The sequence below is a fragment of the Maribacter vaceletii genome, assembly GCF_003634105.1.
Classification (GTDB): domain Bacteria; phylum Bacteroidota; class Bacteroidia; order Flavobacteriales; family Flavobacteriaceae; genus Maribacter_B; species Maribacter_B vaceletii.
Genome location: NZ_RBIQ01000007.1, coordinates 843,393 through 864,997 on the forward strand (window position 1 = coordinate 843,393; position 21,605 = coordinate 864,997).

Here is a 21,605-nt window from a genome sequence, read left to right on the forward strand (position 1 = left end):
ACTAGCTTACTATTCTTTTGGATTTACAAAACTTTCTACAAGGTCATGTGCCTCTTTTAAAGCAACATCTAAATCGTAATTTTTAATAATTTTATCAAACTGTGGTGCAGTGGCAAGTTCTACTCCAGCTTTTGCAATTCGCATATTTATTTTGTCATCACTCTCAGTGCTTCTTTTTTTAAGCCTAATCTTGAGTTCATCTATACTTGGAGGTTTTACAAAAACTGCTAATGTCTCTTTCGGGAATTTCTTTTTAATACGCAATCCTCCTACAACATCTATATCAAAAATTACATTTTTCCCTTCTGCCCAAAGGCGTTCTACTTCTGTTTTTAAAGTACCATAAAAATTATCTCTATATACTTCTTCCCACTCTAAAAAATCATCATTCTTAATGTGCTTCTTAAACTCAGAAACAGTCATAAAATAATAATGTTCTCCATTTTTTTCTTTTCCTCGTCTAGGTCTAGATGCAGCAGAAACAGAAAATGCCAAATTTAAATCTGGTTGCTCTAATAAGTGCCTAACTATAGTAGTTTTACCACTACCTGATGGTGCCGAAAAAATTATTAATTTACCGCCTGCCATTATAAAACATTCAACATTTGTTCTTTAATTTTTTCTAACTCATCTTTCATCTGTACCACTATTTGCTGCATAGGAGCATAATTTGCTTTAGAGCCTATAGTATTAATTTCTCTTCCTATTTCTTGGCATATAAATCCAAGTTTTTTTCCATTACTGTCTGATGAGCTTAATGTTTTTGTAAAATATTCTAAATGATTCTTTAAACGTACTTTTTCTTCTGTTATATCATATTTTTCTAGGTAGTAAATAAGTTCTTGTTCAAACCTATTAGCATCTACATCTGCAGTTAAATCTGCAACTGCTTTTTCTAATTTTTCTCTAATAGTAGCTTGCCTATCTGGATCTATAGTCTTAACTTCTTCTAACAATGAAGTTAACTTACTTACTCTTAATTTAAAATCGGATTCTAAAACACTCCCCTCTTCGGATCTAAATGTATTAATTTCCTGCAAGGCTTTGACTAATGCTTCTTTTATAGAACTATATTCTGCCTCATCTATATCTTCTTTTTCCGTTTTCATAGCATCTGGCATACGCAATGCCATTTCAAGAAGTTGTATAGATTCTCCTTCTGCAATAGACTGTAATTGCTTCATATATTGCTTTACAGTAACTTCATTTACCTGAGCAGAAGTACTATCTCCTGTGTTTTCTATATATAAACCAAAATCTACCTTACCACGAACTAAAGAGCTTGCAATTACCTTTCGCAATTCTAATTCCTTTTCTCTGTATGCCGAAGGCATTCTTGCATTTAAATCTAAGTTTTTGCTATTTAAGGACTTTAATTCTACTGTAATTTTTTTTGAGGGAAGTTGTATTACATGTTTCCCAAACCCGGTCATGGATTGAATCATATATAGATTATTTGCCTGCAAAGATAATTAAAGCATACTATTTAAAAGCATATGCCTTATTTTTAAAAGTTAGCGCATAAAAAAAGCTGTATAATTAAACAGCTTTTTTTATCTAAATTATTTATCTATAACTCCCTTACCCAGATATTCCTATAACTTACTCTACTATTATCTCTATGGTCTTGTAATTTTATAGGGCCTTTACCATGTGGAGGATTTTTAGGCCACCCTATATATGGAGTAGTTCCTTTAATTTCTACATGATCCTGAATAAGTATACCATTATGTAGTACTGTTAAAGTACCTGATTTTATTTTTACCCCTTTTTCATTAAACTCAGGAGCATGATACACTATATCATAAACATTCCACTCTCCACTAGGAACAGATGCCATTGCTAAAGGGGTGTGTTGTTTGTAAACAGACCCAACTTGACCATTAACATAGGTATCATTATCGTTATTATCCAAAACTTGCACTTCATACTTACCTTGAATAAAAACACCACTATTTGCTCTATTTTGCCCTTTCCCTTTAATATCTGCTGGGGACTGCCATTCTATATGTAATTGTATATCGCCAAATTTTTGCTTGGTTTGTATATCTCCCGATTTATTTTTAACCGTTACACTCCCATCTTCATTAATAAGCCAAGTAGCTTTTTCTTTAGTTTTAGTATGCTCCCAACCATCTAAATTTTTCCCGTCAAACAATACAATAGCATCACTAGGAACTCCATTAATATTCTTTTTTACAACAGGAACTACTGGCTCATAAAATTCTGTTTCCTCTGGTTTTGTTGGCTCTTTATTTTCTGTAACTATTTCTTTTTGACTATAGCAACTATTAGCTACAAAAGCAACAAGTACAAAAGCTAGGCGTAATTTTTTCATTTTATAATTCTTTTATTTTGATATTTCTGTAAAACACCATTTTATTCACTGAATAACAAAGTATGTTTTAAATCCCTAAAATTCCTTTTAAGGCATCTTTATCTGTATCTCTCCCCGCAAAATCATCAAATGTTTTTTGAGTAGCTTCTATTATGTGTTTTTTAATAAACGGGGCACCTTCGCGAGCACCTTGTTCAGGACTCTTCATACAACATTCCCATTCCATAACTGCCCAAACGTCGCAGCCGTATTGCGTAAGTTTAGAGAATATTCCGCTAAAATCTACTTGACCATCTCCTGGAGATCTAAACCTACCGGCTCTATCTATCCAATCCGAATATCCGCCATAAACACCTTGCTTACCAGTTGGGTTAAATTCAGCATCTTTTACATGAAAAGCCTTTATAAAAGAATGGTAATGGTCTATATACGTTAAATAATCTAAGTTTTGTAACACAAAATGACTTGGGTCATATAACATATTTACACGCTTATGATTATTTGTTGCTGCTAAAAAACGCTCAAAAGAAACACCATCATGTAAATCTTCCCCTGGGTGAATTTCATAACAAACATCTACCCCTTTTTCATCAAAATGATTAAGAATAGGCATCCATCTATTTGCAAGTTCTTCAAAACCTAGTTCTACTAATCCTGGAGGTCTTTGTGGCCACGGGTACATAGTATGCCAAAGTAATGCGCCAGAAAAAGTTGCATGGGACTTTAACCCCAAACGGTTACTTGCAGTACCTGCCTTTTTAACAGTTTCTATTGCCCATTCTGTTCTTGCTTTTGGGTTATTTTTTACAGCATCTGGTGCAAAACCATCAAACATAGAGTCATAGGCAGGGTTAACTGCCACTAATTGGCCTTGTAAATGCGTAGAAAGCTCTGTTATTTCTAATCCGTAAGAATTAACCTTTCCTTTTAATTCATCACAATAGGTTTGGCTTTCTGCAGCTTTGTCTAAATCTATTAAAAAAGATTCCCATGTAGGTATTTGTATTCCCTTATATCCTAAATCTGCTGCCCATTTACACATACCATCTAAGGTATTAAATGGAGCTTTACTATCTACAAATTGTGCTAAAAAAACAGCAGGTCCTTTTATCGTTTTCATTTTAATGTTTTTAGTATATTTTTCGTAATATTTCGCGTTTTTTTGTGAATTATTTTGCTTTTCTGCAAGAAATTTTTATGAATATGCAGTATATTTAGTGTTATTCTGCCATATTATTAATATCTCACCAGATACGTTATAAATATAGGCATAACATCATTATTATTTTTAAAAAAGTGCAATGAATAACGAAGAAATTTACGATGCCATAGTAGTAGGAACTGGAATAACTGGAGGTTGGGCAGCTAAAGAATTATGTGAAAATGGTTTAAAAACTTTAGTGCTTGAACGTGGTCCTATAGTTAAACATATAGAAGATTACAAAACCATGAATGACGACCCTTGGAATTACCCCCTTAAAGGCGAACTTTCTAAAGAAGATAAAAAGAAACAACATATTCAAAATAGGGTTGGTTGGGCACCAAAAGAAGACAACAAACATTTTTTTGTAAATGATTTGGAGCATCCCTATGAAGAAATTAAACGTTTTGACTGGATACGTGGTTATCATGTTGGTGGGCGTTCTTTAACTTGGGGAAAACAAAGTTATAGATGGAGTGATATTGATTTTAAAGCAAACAAAAAAGATGGAAATGGGGTAGATTGGCCAGTGCGCTATAAAGATATTTCTCCTTGGTATGATAAGGTGGAAGAATACATTGGTGTAAGTGGTCAAAATTTAGGGTTAAAACAGCTTCCAGATGGAATATTTCAACCCCCTATGGGTTTAAACTGTGTAGAAGAAGCCCTAAAAGAGTCCATGGCATCTTCATTTGATGATGGTAGATTATTAACTATTGGTAGGGCAGCTCACCTTACAGATAAAAATGCAAAATTTGAAGGGAGAAATCCTTGCCAATATAGAAATAGATGTAGCCGAGGCTGTCCTTTTGGAGGTTATTTTAGTAGTAATTCTTCTACCCTTCCTGCTGCCGAACGAACTGGAAACATGACATTAAGGCCAAACTCTATTGTTCATGAAGTAGTTTATGATGCTAAAACAAAAAAAGCAACTGGAGTAAAAATTATTGATGCACTAACGAATGAAAAAATAGAATATAAAGCTAAAGTTATTTTCTTATGCGCATCTGCAATGGCATCTGTTGGGATATTATTACAATCTAAGTCTGAACGTTTCCCTAATGGCCTTGGGAATGATTCTAATGTATTAGGAAGAGGTATTATGGACCACCATTACCAGTTAGGAGCTTCTGCAAAAGTAGATGGCTTTTTAGATAAATATTACAAAGGAAGAAGACCCAATGGATTTTATATTCCAAGATTTGTAAACTTAGATAAAAAAACTAGTCGAAAAGAATATCTAAGAGGCTTTGGATTCCAGGGCGGAGCAAGTAGAGGTAATTGGTCTGAAGCAATCGCCGAAATGGGTTACGGCGCAGAATTAAAAGAACACATTTTAAAACCTGGACAATGGCAAATTGGCGCCACTGGTTTTGGAGAAATGTTGCCCCATGATGATAATAGGGTTATGCTAAGTAAAACTAAAAAAGATAAATGGGGATTACCGCAACTTGCTTTTGATGTAGAGTTTAAAGAAAATGAACTAAACATGAGAAAAGACATTCTTATAACCATAGAAGAAACATTTAAAGCGGCAGGTTTTAAAGATGTTTCTACCTATGACAATTCCACTGGCCCAGGCCTTGGAATACATGAAATGGGTGGTGCAAGAATGGGGCATTCTGCTAAAACATCTATCGTAAATAAATACAACCAAATACATAGCGTACCAAATGTTTATGTAACAGATGGTGCTTTTATGAGTTCTTCTAGTTGTGTAAACCCTTCATTAACTTATATGGCTTTTACAGCAAGAGCTGCAAACCATGCTGCAAAGGAATTTAAAGCAGGTGCATTTTCTTAAAATGACTATATTGCACAACACTAACAATATTAAAAACTATAAACGCGTTCATTAGTAATGGAAAATTCATCAGCAAGAAATATGTGGGGAGATTATTTAGATAAGCATTTAGAAGATGCTTTTCATGAGGCTCCAAAAACAATCCATTTTTGTGATAATGAGAATGATGCTAATGAATGTGCTAATCTTGTAAAATCTGGCATAAAAAAAGCTACTACAGATTCTCTTATTGGTATTCAAAACAGAAAAGAAAGACTTCCTAAAATAGGAGACTTTACTGTTATTACCAATTGGGAAGGAGAAGCTCAATGTATTGTAGAAACTACTAAAGTTATCCTAAAACCTTATTTTAGTATTGACGAAGCTTATGCAAATAAAGAAGGGGAGGGAGATAAGTCTTTAGCGCATTGGAAAAAAGTACATTGGGATTATTACACTAGAGAATTAGGTGCTTTTAATCGCAAACCTAGTGAGAGCATGATTGTAGTTTGCCATGAATTTAATGTTGTTTTTAAAAGGTAGTATTTTAACTTAAAACATAAAAAAATGCAGCCCTATATAAGGCTGCATTTTTATAAATTATTAGTACCTAATTTAGGATTCTAATTTAACCCAAATATTACCTGCTTTATGAGATTCAACTGTAGCTTCAATAAAATTCATTCCACGAACGCCATCTAACATAGTAGGAAACTCTCCGTCATTATACTTTTCTCCTCTAATTGCTTTTGCAGCTCCTAAATAAATATTAGCCATAGAATCAAAAATACCTTCTGGGTGTCCTGGAGGTAATTTTGTTCCCCCTAAAGATAAATCGGAGTTATACGCATGCCCAGGTTTATACACTTGCATTGGTTCTGTGTCGCTCAATTTATATAAGAAATTAGGATTCTCTTGCTCCCACTTAAAAGCAGCTTTTTCCCCATATATTGCAATAGACAATCCATTTTCTTCTCCTGTAGCAACTTGACTAGAACGTATTAATCCTTTTACATGATTATCCATACGTACTAGAACAGTACCATCAACATCCATCTGGTTGTCTTCATACAAATAATTAAAATCAGACAAAATAGAATCTATACGTAATCCTGTAGTATATTCAATTAAATTAAAAGCATGCACACCAATATCACCAATACAAGAACTAATACCTGCCTTTTTAGGATCTAATCTCCAAACAGAAGAACGTTTTTCTTGATCATGGATTATTGTATTTATCCATCCTTGATAATAAGAAGCATCTACTTTATGAATTTTTCCTAAAGCACCAGATTTGATCATTTCTCGCATTTGGCGTACCATTGGGTATCCTGTATATGTATGCGTTAACGCAAAAACTGCTCCTGATTTTTTATGTGCCTCTTGTAATATTTTTGCTTCTTCTAGACTTGTTGTCATTGGCTTTTCACAAATAACATGAAAACCATTATCTAACAACTTTTTTGCCATTGGAAAATGCAAAAAATTAGGAGTAAGTATAGAACAAACTTCTATTCTTTCTTCTTTTGGAAGTTTCATTTCTTCTTCCACAAAAGTGTCAAAATCTTTATATATTCTATTTGTTGGAACATCTATCTCTTTCGCAAAAGCCATGTTTGCATCAAAATCTGGATTAAATACTGCTCCTGTTATTTGATAATTATCATTTATATGTGATGCAACTCTATGTAATACTCCAATAAGAGAATCTCCGCCTCCGCCAAGAATTCCTAACCTAATTTTTTTACTCATCAACTTAAATATTTAATTTCTTTACTACTTATTTTTAATACTATTTATGCAATAGCATCTTCTCCGTGTCCAATTCTATTTTTTTCAATCTTATTACGCATAAAGAATAAAATTCCAAACAATACAACTAGAGCTAATGGAAAAAACACTACTATTCCTAAAACGGCTTTTCCTGCTGCAATTTCTGCCAAAACTCCTGATAAACCAGATGCTAAAGCATTATTTTTTTCTTCATCTAACCAAGAACCAATTACTGGATTCCACATAGAGGTAGCAAACATTCCAGCTCCACCAACTAACGACATTCCTAATGCACCTGTTTTTGGCAAGTATTCTGATACAAAACCAATCATAGTTGGCCAAAAGTAACAAACTCCTAAAGCAAATAATGCAGCCGCAACATATATCATAGAGCCATCTACTATACTCATAAGATAAATAGCTACACTAGTAATTATTGCAGACATCCAAAGAACCCCTGCAGGGTTTAATTTATGTACAATTGGTCCTGCAAAAAACCTGCCTAAAGCCATAATACCAGTTACTAAAGCCAATACTAACATAGGGCTAGCACCAGAGCTACCTAAAATAGTTTCTATCCATTGTTGTGGTATAAACTCAGAAACCGCTGTTAATGTCATGCAAAGTGCCATAAAAATAAATAATGGACTTGCTAAGGCTTTTATATTATTAGATGTGTTAGATTCCATATTCTTACTTTCAGGAAATTTTTGAGTAAATATTAAATACCCATAAATTAATGTAGGAATTAGCATTGTTGCTATTAAGGTTTGCCACCCCATTCCGGCATCTGTTAAAAATTTAGTTACTAAAGCCCCTATAACAAGACCCCCAGGAAACCAAACATGAAATTTATTTAACATTGCTGTTCTGTTGTTAGTATACATTTCTGCTATCATTGGATTACATGCTGCTTCTACAGAACCATTTGCAAAACCAATAAAGAAGGTAGATATGATTAATGTCCAGAAACCACCTGCAAAAATGGTTAATAACAGCCCTAGCATATGACATATGAAGGCAACAATCATTAATTTTTTAGCGCCCACAGTATTATAAAGTAACCCTCCAAGAATCATTGCTAGCGGAAACCCTAGAAAAGCCATACTATTTATCCAACCTAATTCTTTATTAGAAATTTCAAAATCTACTCCTAATTGATTTAAAATACCTGCTCTTATTGCAAATGTCATAGACGTTACAATTAGAGAAATACAGGCTGCTAAAAATATTTGGTTTTTATTTACTTCTTTCATTTCCTTATATATTTAATTAGTTGGTGTTGTTATTAAGTTCTAAAGCTATCTTTTATAAATAGCATAATCTAGAATTAGGGGGTCTAGTCCCTTTTTTCTAAAGTCTTTTGCTATTTGCCCTCTATGCTGGGTTGAGTGGTTTATGATATGAAATAGCATATCTTGTAGTGTATTTGTAAAAAGCCGTCCTTCAGAACTCTCATAATCTATTCTATCCTCAAAATCATCTGCATTACTTGTTATTTCAAAAGAATTTCTTTGATTTTCATAATGAATATCCTCCCACTCTTTTATATCATGTAATTGCCATATAGTGTATTTAGAAGGAATATTTATTATCCTAGAATTCCAAATATGATGCGCATTTAAAATATGGCTAAATAATCTAATTGTTTTATCAGGTATAGTTTCCATTGCAATACACTGCTCTATTATTTTTTTGTTGCAATAAAAATTATAATCAAACATCTGATTAAAAAAACCCTTCATAATATGTATTAATTATTTAACTTTTTTAGAAGCACTTACTAACAATTTTTTTGTTGCTAATATACCTTCTTCTTCCCCTAGTATTTTACCTTCGTATTCTACTCCTATAAAACCAGTATACCCTGCATCTTTTACAATTTGAAGCATTTTTACGTAGTTTATTTCAGTTTCGTTTCCATTAACATCAAAATCATGCGTTTTAGCACTAACGGCTTTTGCCCTTGGCATTAATTCTTTTACCCCTTGGTATTTGTCATATTCATTTGCACAGCCCTTAGATCTATCTTTTTTATCATTTCTCTTGATGCAAAAATTACCAAAATCTGGCAATGTTCCACAATTGTCCATATTTACAAGCTCCATAACTTCCGCTACTAAAGCTCCATTAGAGGAAAGACCTCCGTGGTTTTCTACTATTATATTTATATTCTTTGTTTGTGCATAAGTAGCTAATTGTGTTAAACCATCAACAGCATTTTTTTTCCATTCTTCAGGAATGTCGCTACCCGCTAAATTAACTCGTATAGAATGGCAACCCATTGCAGCTGCAGCATCTACCCATTTATAATGTTTTTCTATTGCATTTTTTCTTTCTTTAGCATTGGTTACCGCTAATTTTCCTTGACCATCTATCATAATAATCAAATTTTGCATCCCATGCTTTTTTGCTTCCGCATTACATTTTTCTACAAAAGAAGCCATTGCTTCTTTGGAGTAATTTGCTTTAGATAATTCTGGGTTGTATAATTGACTTACATATTCTAAACCACTAAAACCCAACTTTTTTGCTTTTTCAGCAAATGTATAAGGATCTACACCTTTTTCTTTTATCATGGTATGTATAGACCATTGCGCTAATGATAATTTAAAAAAAGGATCCGCACTAACTACTACCTCTTCTTTAGTAGTTTCTTTTTCTGAAGTTTCCTTTTTTACTTCTTTACAGGAATATGCAGTAGCAAATAAAATGACTACCAATAATCTAATTTTTGTATTTACAATACTATTCTTTCTCATATCTTTTTTGGTTCTATTTTTTCGTTATATGTCAAAAATAGTGGTATTTATCGTATTGCACAATTGTAAAATACTACAACGTTATAGTAAATCTTTCCTAATTATTAAGGGAAATAAATGTAGAAAATTAATTTTATATTTAATAAATTTAGGGATTAAACAATTAATACATGAGCAAATTTTATTATAACGAAGAACAAGATTTTTACGATGCAATTGTTGTTGGGACTGGAATAAGTGGTGGATGGGCTGCTAAAGAACTGTGTGAAAACGGTCTAAAAACCTTAGTTTTAGAACGAGGTAAAATGGTTACCCATATAAAAGACTATGAAACTGCTCATAAAGACCCTTGGGACTTTCCAAATGGTGGACAACCTACACAAGAAGAACTTGCCAAACAACCAAAGCAAAGTAGAACCGGTTACACTACTAAATCTGCTAGTTCTATGTGGTTTGTTAATGATTTAGAGCACCCATATAACGAAACAAAACGTTTTGATTGGATGCGTGGTTACCACGTTGGTGGGCGTTCTTTACAATGGGGTAGACAAAGTTATCGTTTAAGTGATATTGATTTTACTGCAAATAAAAGAGAAGGCATTGCCGTTGACTGGCCTATACGTTATAAAGATATAGCTCCTTGGTATGATAAAGTAGAAGAATACATAGGAGTTAGTGGAGAAAATTTAGGCTTAGAACAATTACCTGATGGTAAATTTCTTCCAAAAATGGATCTTAATTGTGTTGAAGAACACCTAAAAGAAAAAGTTGCCGAAAATTTTGATGGAAGGGTGGTAACTGCTGGTAGAGTTGCTCATATAACTGGGAATAAAGAATTTGATGGCAGAACTAAATGTCAATTTAGAAATAGATGTATAAGAGGGTGTCCTTTTGGAGCATACTTTAGTAGTTTATCTTCTACTTTACCAGCAGCAGAACGTACAGGTAACATGACATTAAGACCAGACTCTATTGTTCATGAAGTTATATATGACCCAAAAACAAAACGAGCTACTGGCGTTAGAGTAATTGATAGATTAACTAAAGAAAAGTTTGAATTTAAGGCCAAAGTAATATTCTTATGTGCCTCAGCAATTGCATCTACCTCTATACTAATGCAATCTAAGTCCGAAACTTTTCCTAATGGAATGGGAAATACATCTGACCAGTTAGGGCGTAATATTATGGACCATCATTTAAAAGTTGGCGCCAGAGCAAAAGTGGATGGTTTTACAGATAAATATTATAAAGGAAGAAGACCAAATGGAATATATATTCCTAGATTTAAAAATTTAGGAAGAGATAGTAATACTAAATCTTACAAAAGAGGATTTGGTTACCAAGGAAGTGCTTCTAGAGGTAATTGGGAAGATTCTATTGCCGAACTGTCTCATGGTAAAAATTTAAAAGATGCCATTTTAAAACCAGGAGGATGGACTATTGGTATTGGAGGGTTTGGAGAGGTTCTTCCTTATGAAGATAATAGGTTTACTTTAGATTACGATAAAAAAGACCAATGGGGCTTACCAACTGTTACTTTTGATGCAGAATTAAAAGAGAATGAGCGTAATATGCGTAAAGACATGCAAGAATCTGCTATAGAAATGTTAACTAAAGCCGGGTTTAAAGATGTAGAAGGTTATGATGATACTTCTGCTGCACTTGGACTAGGTATTCATGAAATGGGGACTGCTCGTATGGGAAGAAATCGTAAAACATCTGTTCTAAACGGAAATAACCAATTACATGATGTCTCAAATGTTTATGTAACTGATGGCTCTTTTATGACATCGTCTAGTTGTGTAAACCCATCATTAACTTATATGGCATTTACAGCCAGAGCTGCTAATCATGCTGCTGAACAATTTAAAAAAGGAAAACTATAATGGATAGAAGAAAAGCACTAAAAAATATGGGGTTGTCTCTTGGTTACGTAGTAGCCACTCCTACCCTACTAAGCATTGTTCAAAGTTGTAAAACAGAAAAAACACTTGAATGGGTTCCAGATTTCTTTACTAAAGAGCAAGGGGAAACTTTAATCTCCTTAGTAGATTTAATTCTACCAGCCACAGATACTCCTTCTGCTTCGGAATTACAAGTGCATTTATTTATAGATAAATTTTCTAAAGAAGTAATGCCTAAAGAACAGCAAGATGTTTTTAAAACTACATTTAATGCATTTACTAACACAGCTTTAAAAGATTCTGGAAAAGAGTCCCCTAAAGAGCTAACTTCAGCTAATTTAGATATGTCTTTATCTAAAGCATTAAAAATAAGTAAAGGGCAACAAAAAGAAAATGATAAAGCTATTATGGTATATAACAATGCTATTGCTGCTCAAAATAGTTCGGTAGTTCTTGCTGATGATGTTGCATGTTATGCTTTTGCTAGCAAGTTAAGAGGACTGACTATTTGGGGGTATAAAACCTCTGAATATGTTGGAGAAAAGGTTTTAGCATACCTACCTATACCTGGAGAATATATAGCTTGTGGTGATGTGGAAGAACTAACACAAAACAAAGCCTGGTCTTTATAAATTATAACACTTAGTTTTAAATTAAAAAGTGGCTTAGATAAGCCGCTTTTTAATTTAAACTCGCAAATAAGATTGAGGCAAACTCACGAGCTATTCATAAGAAAACAACTTATAAAATTCGAATCAAGCTTTGGAACATATAAATTATTCAGTGAAAATCTCATTCACTTTAAAACTAATGGGGAATATTTTTATAATTGTAGGATTTTTCCTATATTTGATATTATAGAAAGACATTACCAATAAACTAATTTCACTATATTCTATTAAAAATTAACACATTAACAAATTTTTAATAGTGTGGTTTGTAATTTTTTAATAACTATGCCGTTCTAATATATATACATTAAAAATTTATAATCATGGACAACTATATTATTATACTGGCTTTGTACGTGATGGCATATATATTCTCTTTAGTATTTAAGCCATACTTCAAAAAATAACAATTTTTGTATTTAGTATATCTTATACTATTTATAAAAAAATCATATAAAAAAGCCCTAGTAAAATTGTTTACTAGGGCTTTTCTTGTACTATATAGAGTAGTTTTAAGAACCACACATTAAACAATCATCATCCGCTTGTCCTTCTTTAGCTCTTGCAATCATTTCCTTCATTTCTTCTGGGGTTAATGGCTGCACATCTAGTTCTGGTTGTACAACCGTAGTTGCTGCTTTTACCTCCATAGACACTGCTTCTGCCGCTGTTGGCGCAGGCGTAGCAGCTGTTACCTCTGCTTCTGCTGCTATACTTACAGGCACTTCTTTTTTCTTTGTATTGTCTAACGTAAACTTAATTGCATCTACAGCTGCTTTAGTACGTAAATAATACATTCCTGTTTTTAAACCACTCTTCCATGCATAAAAGTGCATAGATGTTAATTTAGAATAATTAGCATTCTCCATGAATAAGTTTAAAGACTGACTTTGATCAATAAAGTAACCTCTATGGCGACTCATATCAATAATATCCTTCATACTTAATTCCCAAACTGTTTTATATAAATCTCTAATATCTTGAGGAATAGTCTCTATATGTTGTATAGATCCGTTTGCACGCATTAGTTCTTGCTTCATGTTTTCATTCCACATCCCCAAATCAACTAAATCCTCTAATAAATGCTTATTTACAACAATAAATTCTCCTGAAAGTACCCTTCTTGTATAAATATTAGAAGTATACGGCTCAAAACACTCATTATTACCTAATATTTGAGAAGTAGATGCTGTTGGCATAGGAGCAACTAATAAAGAATTACGAACACCATTCTTTAATACATCTTTTCTTAATTTTTCCCAATTCCATCTTCCAGAAAGTTCCTCATCTTTAATTCCCCAAAGATTGTATTGGAATTCTCCCTGTGACATTGGAGAGCCCTCATAAGAAGAATATGCCCCTTCTTCTTTTGCCATTTCCATTGAAGCTGTTACCGCTGCAAAATAAAGCGTTTCAAAAATCTCTTGGTTTAATTTTTTTGCATCATCACTTGTAAAAGGCATGCGTAACATAATAAATGCATCTGCAAGACCTTGCACGCCTAAACCAATAGGTCTATGGCGCATATTAGAATTTTCTGCCTCTTTTACTGGGTAATAATTTCTATCTATTACTTTATTTAAATTCTTTGTAACCCTTTTTGTTACTTTAAATAATTCTTTATGATCAAACGCTCCGTTTTTAACAAACATTGGTAACGCAATAGAAGCTAAATTACATACAGCTACCTCGTCTGGAGAAGTATACTCCATTATTTCTGTACATAAATTAGAAGAACGAATTGTACCTAAATTCTTTTGGTTACTCTTACGGTTAGCTGCATCTTTATACAACATATAAGGGGTTCCTGTTTCTATCTGAGATTCTAATATTTTCTCCCAAAGTTCACGAGCCTTAACTGTTTTTCTTCCTTTTCCTTCTGCTTCATACTTTAGGTACAAGGTTTCAAACTCTTCACTATGTTTTGTAAATAAACCAGGACATTCGTTAGGACACATTAAAGTCCAATCCTCATTTCCTTCTACTCTTTTCATGAATAAATCAGAAATCCACATAGCATAAAACAAATCACGAGCACGCATTTCTTCTTTACCGTGGTTCTTTTTTAAATCTAAGAATTCAAAAATATCGGCGTGCCATGGTTCCATATAAATAGCAAAACTACCTTTACGTTTTCCTCCTCCTTGATCTACATATCTTGCTGTATCATTAAAAACTTGTAACATTGGAACTATACCATTAGACGTACCATTGGTACCTGCAATATAGGACCCTGTAGCTCTTACATTATGTATAGATAACCCTATACCACCAGCAGACTGAGATATTTTAGCTGTTTGCTTTAAAGTATCGTAAATACCATCTATACTATCATCTTTCATTGCTAAAAGAAAACAAGAAGACATTTGTGGTTTTGGAGTACCAGAATTAAAAAGAGTTGGTGTAGCGTGAGTAAAATATTTTTTAGACATTAACTCATACGTCTCTATAGCAGCATCTAAATCATTTAAATGTATTCCTATAGAAACACGCATAAGCATATGTTGCGGTCTTTCTGCAATTTGACCATTTATTTTTAACAGATAAGAACGCTCTAGTGTTTTAAAACCAAAATAGTCGTAGCCAAAATCTCGGTTATATATAATTGTAGAGTCTAATTTTTCAGCGTTTTCAGATATAACATTAAAAACCTCATCAGAAAGCAACGGAGCTTCTTTACCAGTTCTAGGGTTTACATACAAATACAAATCTTTCATTGTTTCGGAGAAAGATTTTTTTGTGTTTTTATGCAAGTTAGAAACAGAAATACGAGCTGCTAATTTTGCGTAATCTGGATGCGTTGTGGTCATTGTTGCTGCAATCTCAGCTGCAAGATTGTCTAACTCCGAAGTTGTAACACCATCATACAAACCTTCAATTACTCTCATTGCCACTTTAAGTGGATCTACTAAAGCATTTAGTCCATAACAAAGTTTACGAACTCTTGCTGTAATTTTGTCGAACATTATTAGTTCTTTTCTTCCGTCTCTTTTTACTACATACATATTGCTACAAGGGTTTTAATGGTGTGTTAATATTAGGGTCGGTTAATAATCAACCGTCCTAACTAGTTTTACTGCAGGTTTTTATAATTAATTGGGGTATAAAACAACAAACTAATGTTGTTTTAGGCATCAGAAATCAGCGTCGAAACTTATTTTCTGAGAATCTTCATCATCCTCTGTATTTAACACGCCGGCTTTTTGATATTCTGAAACGCGTTTTTCAAAGAAATTAGTTTTTCCTTGTAAGGAAATCATATCCATAAAATCGAACGGATTGGTAGAATTATACACTTTATCGCATCCTAATTCTACTAATAAACGATCCGTAACAAATTCAAGATACTGGGTCATTAATTTAGCATTCATTCCTATTAAGCTAACAGGAAGTGATTCTGTTATAAACTCTCTTTCTATATTAAGAGCATCTACTAAAATTTCTTTTATTCTTTCTTTTGGAACTTTATTTACAATATGATGGTTGTGTAAATGCACAGCAAAATCACAATGCATACCTTCATCTCTTGAAATTAACTCATTAGAGAAGGTTAAACCAGGCATAAGACCTCTCTTTTTTAACCAATATATAGAGCAAAAAGAACCTGAGAAGAAAATACCTTCTACTGCTGCAAACGCTATTAAACGTTCTGCAAAACTTGGAGACTCTATCCATTTAAGAGCCCAATCTGCTTTTTTCTTAATTGCAGGAAAATTTTCTATTGCCTGGAAAAGTTTTGTTTTTTCCTTATCATCCTTAACATACGTATCTATTAATAGAGAATAGGTTTCTGAATGTATGTTTTCCATCATTATTTGAAAACCATAGAAAAATTTTGCTTCTGAATATTGTACTTCATTCACAAAATTTTCTGCTAAATTTTCATTTACTATACCGTCTGATGCAGCAAAAAATGCAAGAATATGTTTTATAAAATATCGTTCATCGTCACTTAACTTATTATTCCAGTCGGTTAAGTCTTCATGCAAATCTATTTCTTCTGCCGTCCATATACATGCCTCTTGCTTTTTATACCAATCCCATAAATCATTATGTTGAATTGGAAATATTACAAACCGATCTTTGTTTTCGGCTAAAATGGGCTCAATGGATATAGACATAATAATTTGTGCTTTTTATATTTTATTTTACTAGAAAAAAAACCTCCCTCTACGGACTAACAAAGATGTAAAATTAACGCCAAATTTTAAGGGCTAATTAAGTAATATGGTCACAAAGTTTTTAACACACAATGTTGAAATGTATGTTGACCAGTAATGTTTATTAGCCTTTACAAAGAATTGATTTTTGAAATAAAAATAGAGTAAAAAAAATAAACCAAAAAGTATAAAAATTTATACTTTTTGGTTTATTAAAATTGGACTCCTGATTAACGTAAAGCCCTAACACCCAGTTACTACCAAAATACGGTTCCCCAATGCACCTAATGAAAGATAATTATTACAATTTAGCTGATTTAGGTAGTTCCCCCGAAACCTATTCTCAACAAGATTCCAATTTCCAACTGGTTGGTTGTTGGTTTTAATTGTAATAATACATTGTACAGCAAAATTTTAAAATTTGCTTAGGAACCGTAACTTTTAAATTGGTAATGTCTAGATAAAAAATATTATTTTTTTATTTAATAATAATTACAAAATTATAACATTTAAATTATCTTTTTAGACGGTTTTTCCTTCTATTTTTAAGAATTTCTGTACTAAATTTCTATATTATCAGTATAATTAAACAATTTTAGATAATGCAAAACCACATTTCATTCAATAGTACTACAACTACATAATTATTTTTTAAATTCAATTACCCCTACTACATTATTTTGCAAAGGTAATTTCTTGTCCTCATCATCCACTAAAGCGGCAAAAAACAATAATGAAAGCAAAAAAATAAACATTAAAAGACACCTTTTCATTTTAAAAAAATTAATTAAAATATATACTAAGGGAACCTAAAAAATTCTCTCAAATATACTTTAATAGATATATTACAACTCTTAAAATGTATAAATGGTAATTAATTTTGTATATATGGAAATAATATAAAAAACAAACATTTGACATTTGTAGTTTATTACTTACCAATGTAATCGTTTTTGTATAAAAAATTCTCCCTTACCATTTACACTTAATTACAAACCATTAATACATATTTATATAATAAATTACATAATAATTATATTTTTGGTTACCTTATTTAAACGCAATATTTAACTATGCTAAAAGCTGTAATTGTAGACGATGAAATTAAAGCCTTGCAAAGCTTATCTTGGGAGCTAACAAACTTTAGTAAAGAAATTAATGTAGTGGCTTCTTTTACAGATCCATTTGAAGCATTAAGTTATTTAGAAATAAACACACCTGATTGTTTATTTTTAGATATAGAAATGCCAACCATGGACGGTTTTCAATTTATTCAAAAATTACAGAATAAAAATTTTCCTGTTGTAATTACAACCGCTTATAATCAATACGCAATAAAAGCTTTAAAAAATGAGGCTTTAGATTATTTGCTAAAACCTATAGATACGGACGATTTAGAAGAAACAATTGTTAAAATAAAAAAATTTAATGCCAAAAATTTAACAGTAGATAAATTAGAAAAAATTCTTCTAAATTTTAACTCCTCAACAAACACTAAAAAAATTACCTTTAACACAGATGGCAAACTACTGTTTTTAGAAAGTAATGAAATTTTATATGCAGAATCTGACGGGAATTATAGCACCATTTTTTTAACTGACGGTCAAAAAATAGTCCTTACAAAAAAATTAAAAGAAGTAAATGAGTTACTGCCTCCAGATACATTTTTTAGAATTCATAACTCCTATATTATTAACCTAAATAAGATAAAAGAATTTTTAAAAACCGATGGGTATGTAATCTTAAATTCTAATCATAAAATACCTGTGTCTAGACAAAAAAAATCTGATTTTCTAGATTTGTTATAAACCCAAAAAACTAATAACCTTGCTACAGACTAAACAAATTTTTGTACTTTTTTTTCTTCTATTTTATTCTGTTAGCTGTTATACACAAGAAGTATCTTCAGAATTTATTTCTCTAAGTGATAGTCTTATAAAGGCAGAGCCAAAAACGTATAGAGAGATAGATAAAATATTAAGGCCTAAAAGAAAAGACACTATACACATGCGCTATTTTTCAAATACCGCAGAAAGTAAAGGCTATTTTGCAGGGCAATCTTATGCTCTAAATCAGTTAGGGAGAAGGTATAGAGCATATTCTCAATTTTCTAATGCAATTGCGTTACACACTAAAGCATTAGAAGCTGCTAATAAAGATGAAAATTTAGAATTTAAAGTATTTAGCCTAAATATGCTTAGCGTTGTATACCGCAGAACAGATGCTATTAAAACAGCCTTAGACTATAGCCAAGAAGCTCTAGAATTAGCCGAAACTGTAAAAAACCCATCAGATGGGTTAAAAAGGAGTATTAATGTTTCTTTAAACGGGATAGGTAATATATACCAAACTCTAGAGCAGTATGATTTAGCCATTAAGCAATTCGAAAAATCTATGTTTTTAGAAAAAGAATTAGGTAATGAACTAGGTATAGCAATAAACCATCAAAACATTGGAGAATGCCAAGAGTCGCAATTAAATTTAAATGCAGCCCTAGAAAATTTTAAAACATCGCTTTATTATAACAAAAAAATAAATAACGCAATGGGCATAATTATTTGCAAGAATAGCATAGCTCAAATAAATATAAAACAAGAAAAAATAAAAGAAGCTATTGCTATTTTAGAACCCACTTTAATTGATTCTAAATCCTTAGGAGACCAATATGTTACATCTGCTGTGCATATAAATTTAGGAACTGCATTAATGCATATTAAAAATTATAAAGATGCCGAAAAGAACATGTTAACAGGTTTGCAATTGGCAAAAAAACATAACCTGCCTAGCGGTATAATTAAGGCAAATTTAAACTTGTCCGATTTATATAACGAACAGGGAAAATACAAAAAGGCTTTAGAGTATTATAAAGTAGCACAAGCTTTTGATGAAGGAATAACAAACGTTAGAAATTTACGTTATGTAAATGATATGATTATTAGGTATGATACCGAAAAGAAAAGCAGCCAAATTGAAGTACTAGCCAAAGAAAATGAAATTGTAAAACTAAAATTAAGAAAAAACAAAACCACCTTACTTATTAGTGCTTTTGCACTAACACTACTTGCTGGTATTTTCTTTATACTTTACAGACAATACCAATTAAAAAACGAGAAAAAGCTACTTACCCTAGAACAAACTATGCTACGTAGCCAAATGAACCCTCATTTTCTTTTTAACTCCTTAAATTCCATTAAGTTATACATAATAAATAATGAAAAAAAGAATGCGGTACACTATTTAAACAAGTTCTCTAAACTGGTACGTAAAATATTAGAAGCGTCTTCTTTAAAAGAAATTCCTTTAGCAGAAGAGTTAGAAACAGTAGACTTGTATATGAATATTGAAAATATTAGGTTTTCTAATGAAATTAATTTCAACATTTCTATTGCTGAGGATATTGATACACATACTATAAAAATACCATCGTTAATTTTACAACCTTTCTTAGAAAATGCACTTTGGCATGGGCTTTCTTCTAAGGAAGGAGAAAAAAATATAAAGTTAAACGTTCGTAAATGTAAAGATGGGTTTATACATATAGAAATAACAGACAACGGAGTTGGAAGAGCAGCTGCCGAAAAAATTAAAAAAAACAAAGTTCTTAAAAGAAAATCTATAGGAATAGATATAACCAAAGAAAGGTTAACAAATTTTTCTAGAGATTATCAAAACTCATTTAGTCTTGAAATTATAGATTTATATGATGAAAATAAAAATTCTTCAGGAACTCAGGTACTATTACACATACCTACTTTCTAGTAAGTTCTCTTGCAACCTGTTCTAGCTCTGCATACCATTCTTCTCCAAACTTACGAACTAAAGATTCTTTTACAAATTTATAAATTGGCACTTTTAATTCGTCTCCAAAGGCACAAGCAGGATCACAAATTTCCCATTTATGGTAGTTTACTGCTGTTAGCTCAGTATATTCTTTTACTCTAACTGGATATAAATGACATGACACAGGTTTTTTCCAATCTATTACCCCATCATTATACGCCTCTTCAATACCACATTTGGCAATCTGTTTATCGTCAAAAATAACATACGCACAAGCACTACCATTTACCAAAGGAGTTTCCCATTCGCCATCTTCCCCTTTAATAAAAGCCCCTTGTTTTTCTATTTCTACAATTCCTTCTGCACTTAAATATGGCTTTACTTTGCTGTAAATATCCACCATAATATCGGTTTCATCTTCTGCAACTGGTGCGCCAGCTTCACCATCTATACAACATTGTCCTTTACAAGCGTTAAGATTACAAACAAAATCGTTCTCTATTATCTCTTCGGAAACTATGGTTTTACCTATTTGAAACATATAATTTTATAAAGTGCCAAGATACGTTTTCTTCTATATTCTTCTAGTTTATTTTATTACTTAACATCTAAAATTTGATAATAAACGTACATTTGACCAAATGTTTTGATATGACTTTTAATTTTGATTTTAGAGAAATTGTTACTTCTGGTATGATTCTTTTTGCAGTAATAGATATTATTGGAAGTATTCCTATTATAATTGGATTACGCAATAAGGTAGGACATATACAATCTGAAAAAGCATCTATTGTAGCCACTTTAATAATGATTTCTTTTCTTTTTATTGGAGAAGAAATACTAAACTTAATTGGAATAGATGTAAACTCTTTTGCTGTAGCTGGAGCGTTTATTTTATTTTTCTTAGCTATAGAGATGATATTGGGCATAAGTCTTTATAAAGATGATGAGCCAGAAAGTGCTTCTATTGTTCCTATTGCATTCCCATTAATTGCAGGCGCAGGTACTATGACGTCTTTACTTTCTTTAAGAGCAGAGTTTCATGTAGAAAATATTATTATAGCCATTTTCATAAATATTATATTTGTATATATTGTTTTAAAATCTTCTAAACGTATAGAATATATTTTAGGCAGTAATGGTATTAATGTGATTAGAAAAGTATTTGGTGTAATTTTACTAGCTATTGCGGTTAAGTTATTTGCAGCTAATATTAACCAGTTATTTTAA

At 31.8% G+C, this 21,605-nt stretch carries 18 protein-coding genes; 7 read left to right on the plus strand and 11 right to left on the minus strand.

The annotated features are described in order from the left end of the window. Positions 1–9: 9 nt before the first annotated feature. The 4 genes from gmk to CLV91_RS03420 all read right to left on the minus strand — a co-directional run bounded on the left by gmk (position 10) and on the right by CLV91_RS03420 (position 3,458). Positions 10–588: a guanylate kinase gene (gmk, locus tag CLV91_RS03405; protein WP_121063983.1), complete on the minus strand. Its 579-nt coding sequence runs from the start codon at positions 586–588 to the stop codon at positions 10–12. After that, positions 588–1,445 carry a YicC/YloC family endoribonuclease gene (locus CLV91_RS03410; protein ID WP_121063985.1) on the minus strand — a complete coding sequence of 286 codons (858 nt, stop codon included), beginning with the start codon at positions 1,443–1,445 and terminating at the stop codon, positions 588–590. The genes gmk and CLV91_RS03410 overlap by 1 nt, the downstream gene beginning before the upstream one ends. Positions 1,446–1,570: 125 nt before the next feature. Continuing rightward, positions 1,571–2,338 carry a 3-keto-disaccharide hydrolase gene (locus CLV91_RS03415; RefSeq protein WP_121063987.1) on the minus strand — a complete coding sequence of 256 codons (768 nt, stop codon included), beginning with the start codon at positions 2,336–2,338 and terminating at the stop codon, positions 1,571–1,573. A gap of 67 nt (positions 2,339–2,405) precedes the next feature. After that, positions 2,406–3,458 carry a sugar phosphate isomerase/epimerase family protein gene (locus CLV91_RS03420; RefSeq protein ID WP_121063989.1) on the minus strand — a complete coding sequence of 351 codons (1,053 nt, stop codon included), beginning with the start codon at positions 3,456–3,458 and terminating at the stop codon, positions 2,406–2,408. A 181-nt stretch (positions 3,459–3,639) separates the two neighbouring features. On the opposite strand from CLV91_RS03420, the gene CLV91_RS03425 reads away from it, so the two are divergent. Then, on the plus strand, positions 3,640–5,343 hold the full coding sequence (locus CLV91_RS03425) for a GMC oxidoreductase (RefSeq protein ID WP_121063991.1): 1,704 nt from the start codon (positions 3,640–3,642) through the stop codon (positions 5,341–5,343). Positions 5,344–5,400: 57 nt separating this feature from the next. Beyond that, the gene (locus tag CLV91_RS03430) at positions 5,401–5,865 is read left to right on the plus strand and encodes an ASCH domain-containing protein (protein ID WP_121063993.1); all 465 of its coding nucleotides are present in this window, start codon (positions 5,401–5,403) and stop codon (positions 5,863–5,865) included. A 72-nt stretch (positions 5,866–5,937) separates the two neighbouring features. On the opposite strand, the gene CLV91_RS03435 is transcribed toward CLV91_RS03430, so the two are convergent. The 4 genes from CLV91_RS03435 to CLV91_RS03450 are packed head-to-tail and all read right to left on the minus strand — an operon-like array spanning position 5,938 to position 9,860. Next, entirely contained in the window at positions 5,938–7,077 is a 1,140-nt protein-coding gene (locus tag CLV91_RS03435; RefSeq protein ID WP_121063995.1) for a Gfo/Idh/MocA family protein, read from the minus strand. A gap of 44 nt (positions 7,078–7,121) precedes the next feature. Beyond that, a complete protein-coding gene (locus CLV91_RS03440; RefSeq protein WP_121063997.1) occupies positions 7,122–8,354 on the minus strand; it encodes an MFS transporter in 1,233 nt (410 codons plus the stop codon). 45 nt (positions 8,355–8,399) lie between these two features. Further along, positions 8,400–8,843, minus strand: coding sequence for a DinB family protein (locus CLV91_RS03445; protein WP_121064000.1), 444 nt, complete (start codon positions 8,841–8,843; stop codon positions 8,400–8,402). Between the two features lie 12 nt (positions 8,844–8,855). Beyond that, entirely contained in the window at positions 8,856–9,860 is a 1,005-nt protein-coding gene (locus CLV91_RS03450) for a sugar phosphate isomerase/epimerase family protein (RefSeq protein WP_121064002.1), read from the minus strand. Positions 9,861–10,030: 170 nt separating this feature from the next. Here CLV91_RS03450 and CLV91_RS03455 point away from each other — a divergent pair, with 170 nt between their 5' ends. Together CLV91_RS03455 and CLV91_RS03460 are read left to right on the plus strand one after the other, a co-directional pair. Beyond that, on the plus strand, positions 10,031–11,746 hold the full coding sequence (locus CLV91_RS03455) for a GMC oxidoreductase (protein WP_121064004.1): 1,716 nt from the start codon (positions 10,031–10,033) through the stop codon (positions 11,744–11,746). After that, the gene (locus CLV91_RS03460; RefSeq protein ID WP_121064006.1) at positions 11,746–12,396 is read left to right on the plus strand and encodes a gluconate 2-dehydrogenase subunit 3 family protein; all 651 of its coding nucleotides are present in this window, start codon (positions 11,746–11,748) and stop codon (positions 12,394–12,396) included. The genes CLV91_RS03455 and CLV91_RS03460 overlap by 1 nt, the downstream gene beginning before the upstream one ends. A 551-nt stretch (positions 12,397–12,947) precedes the next feature. On the opposite strand, the gene CLV91_RS03465 is transcribed toward CLV91_RS03460, so the two are convergent. Both CLV91_RS03465 and CLV91_RS03470 read right to left on the minus strand, forming a co-directional pair. Then, positions 12,948–15,440 (minus strand): ribonucleoside-diphosphate reductase subunit alpha, encoded by a 2,493-nt coding sequence (locus tag CLV91_RS03465; RefSeq protein ID WP_121064008.1) that lies wholly within the window; start codon positions 15,438–15,440, stop codon positions 12,948–12,950. Positions 15,441–15,569: 129 nt separating this feature from the next. Then, positions 15,570–16,556, minus strand: coding sequence for a ribonucleotide-diphosphate reductase subunit beta (locus tag CLV91_RS03470; protein ID WP_121064010.1), 987 nt, complete (start codon positions 16,554–16,556; stop codon positions 15,570–15,572). Between the two features lie 1,112 nt (positions 16,557–17,668). On the opposite strand from CLV91_RS03470, the gene CLV91_RS03475 reads away from it, so the two are divergent. After that, a complete protein-coding gene (locus CLV91_RS03475) occupies positions 17,669–18,403 on the plus strand; it encodes a LytR/AlgR family response regulator transcription factor (RefSeq protein ID WP_121064012.1) in 735 nt (244 codons plus the stop codon). Between the two features lie 19 nt (positions 18,404–18,422). Further along, positions 18,423–20,354, plus strand: coding sequence for a tetratricopeptide repeat-containing sensor histidine kinase (locus CLV91_RS03480; RefSeq protein ID WP_170146692.1), 1,932 nt, complete (start codon positions 18,423–18,425; stop codon positions 20,352–20,354). On the opposite strand, the gene CLV91_RS03485 is transcribed toward CLV91_RS03480, so the two are convergent. Next, entirely contained in the window at positions 20,344–20,916 is a 573-nt protein-coding gene (locus CLV91_RS03485) for a DUF3109 family protein (RefSeq protein ID WP_121064014.1), read from the minus strand. The genes CLV91_RS03480 and CLV91_RS03485 overlap by 11 nt on opposite strands. A gap of 110 nt (positions 20,917–21,026) precedes the next feature. On the opposite strand from CLV91_RS03485, the gene CLV91_RS03490 reads away from it, so the two are divergent. Further along, positions 21,027–21,605 carry a MarC family protein gene (locus CLV91_RS03490; RefSeq protein ID WP_121064016.1) on the plus strand — a complete coding sequence of 193 codons (579 nt, stop codon included), beginning with the start codon at positions 21,027–21,029 and terminating at the stop codon, positions 21,603–21,605.

What these genes read in the sequence shown, in the direction of transcription:
- gmk (WP_121063983.1), bottom strand. Translation starts at nt 588, where the DNA reads ATGGCAGGCGGTAAATTAATAATTTTTTCGGCACCATCAGGTAGTGGT.
- CLV91_RS03410 (WP_121063985.1), bottom strand. Translation starts at nt 1,445, where the DNA reads ATGATTCAATCCATGACCGGGTTTGGGAAACATGTAATACAACTTCCC.
- CLV91_RS03415 (WP_121063987.1), bottom strand. Translation starts at nt 2,338, where the DNA reads ATGAAAAAATTACGCCTAGCTTTTGTACTTGTTGCTTTTGTAGCTAAT.
- CLV91_RS03420 (WP_121063989.1), bottom strand. Translation starts at nt 3,458, where the DNA reads ATGAAAACGATAAAAGGACCTGCTGTTTTTTTAGCACAATTTGTAGAT.
- CLV91_RS03425 (WP_121063991.1), top strand. Translation starts at nt 3,640, where the DNA reads ATGAATAACGAAGAAATTTACGATGCCATAGTAGTAGGAACTGGAATA.
- CLV91_RS03430 (WP_121063993.1), top strand. Translation starts at nt 5,401, where the DNA reads ATGGAAAATTCATCAGCAAGAAATATGTGGGGAGATTATTTAGATAAG.
- CLV91_RS03435 (WP_121063995.1), bottom strand. Translation starts at nt 7,077, where the DNA reads ATGAGTAAAAAAATTAGGTTAGGAATTCTTGGCGGAGGCGGAGATTCT.
- CLV91_RS03440 (WP_121063997.1), bottom strand. Translation starts at nt 8,354, where the DNA reads ATGAAAGAAGTAAATAAAAACCAAATATTTTTAGCAGCCTGTATTTCT.
- CLV91_RS03445 (WP_121064000.1), bottom strand. Translation starts at nt 8,843, where the DNA reads ATGAAGGGTTTTTTTAATCAGATGTTTGATTATAATTTTTATTGCAAC.
- CLV91_RS03450 (WP_121064002.1), bottom strand. Translation starts at nt 9,860, where the DNA reads ATGAGAAAGAATAGTATTGTAAATACAAAAATTAGATTATTGGTAGTC.
- CLV91_RS03455 (WP_121064004.1), top strand. Translation starts at nt 10,031, where the DNA reads ATGAGCAAATTTTATTATAACGAAGAACAAGATTTTTACGATGCAATT.
- CLV91_RS03460 (WP_121064006.1), top strand. Translation starts at nt 11,746, where the DNA reads ATGGATAGAAGAAAAGCACTAAAAAATATGGGGTTGTCTCTTGGTTAC.
- CLV91_RS03465 (WP_121064008.1), bottom strand. Translation starts at nt 15,440, where the DNA reads ATGTATGTAGTAAAAAGAGACGGAAGAAAAGAACTAATAATGTTCGAC.
- CLV91_RS03470 (WP_121064010.1), bottom strand. Translation starts at nt 16,556, where the DNA reads ATGTCTATATCCATTGAGCCCATTTTAGCCGAAAACAAAGATCGGTTT.
- CLV91_RS03475 (WP_121064012.1), top strand. Translation starts at nt 17,669, where the DNA reads ATGCTAAAAGCTGTAATTGTAGACGATGAAATTAAAGCCTTGCAAAGC.
- CLV91_RS03485 (WP_121064014.1), bottom strand. Translation starts at nt 20,916, where the DNA reads ATGTTTCAAATAGGTAAAACCATAGTTTCCGAAGAGATAATAGAGAAC.
- CLV91_RS03490 (WP_121064016.1), top strand. Translation starts at nt 21,027, where the DNA reads ATGACTTTTAATTTTGATTTTAGAGAAATTGTTACTTCTGGTATGATT.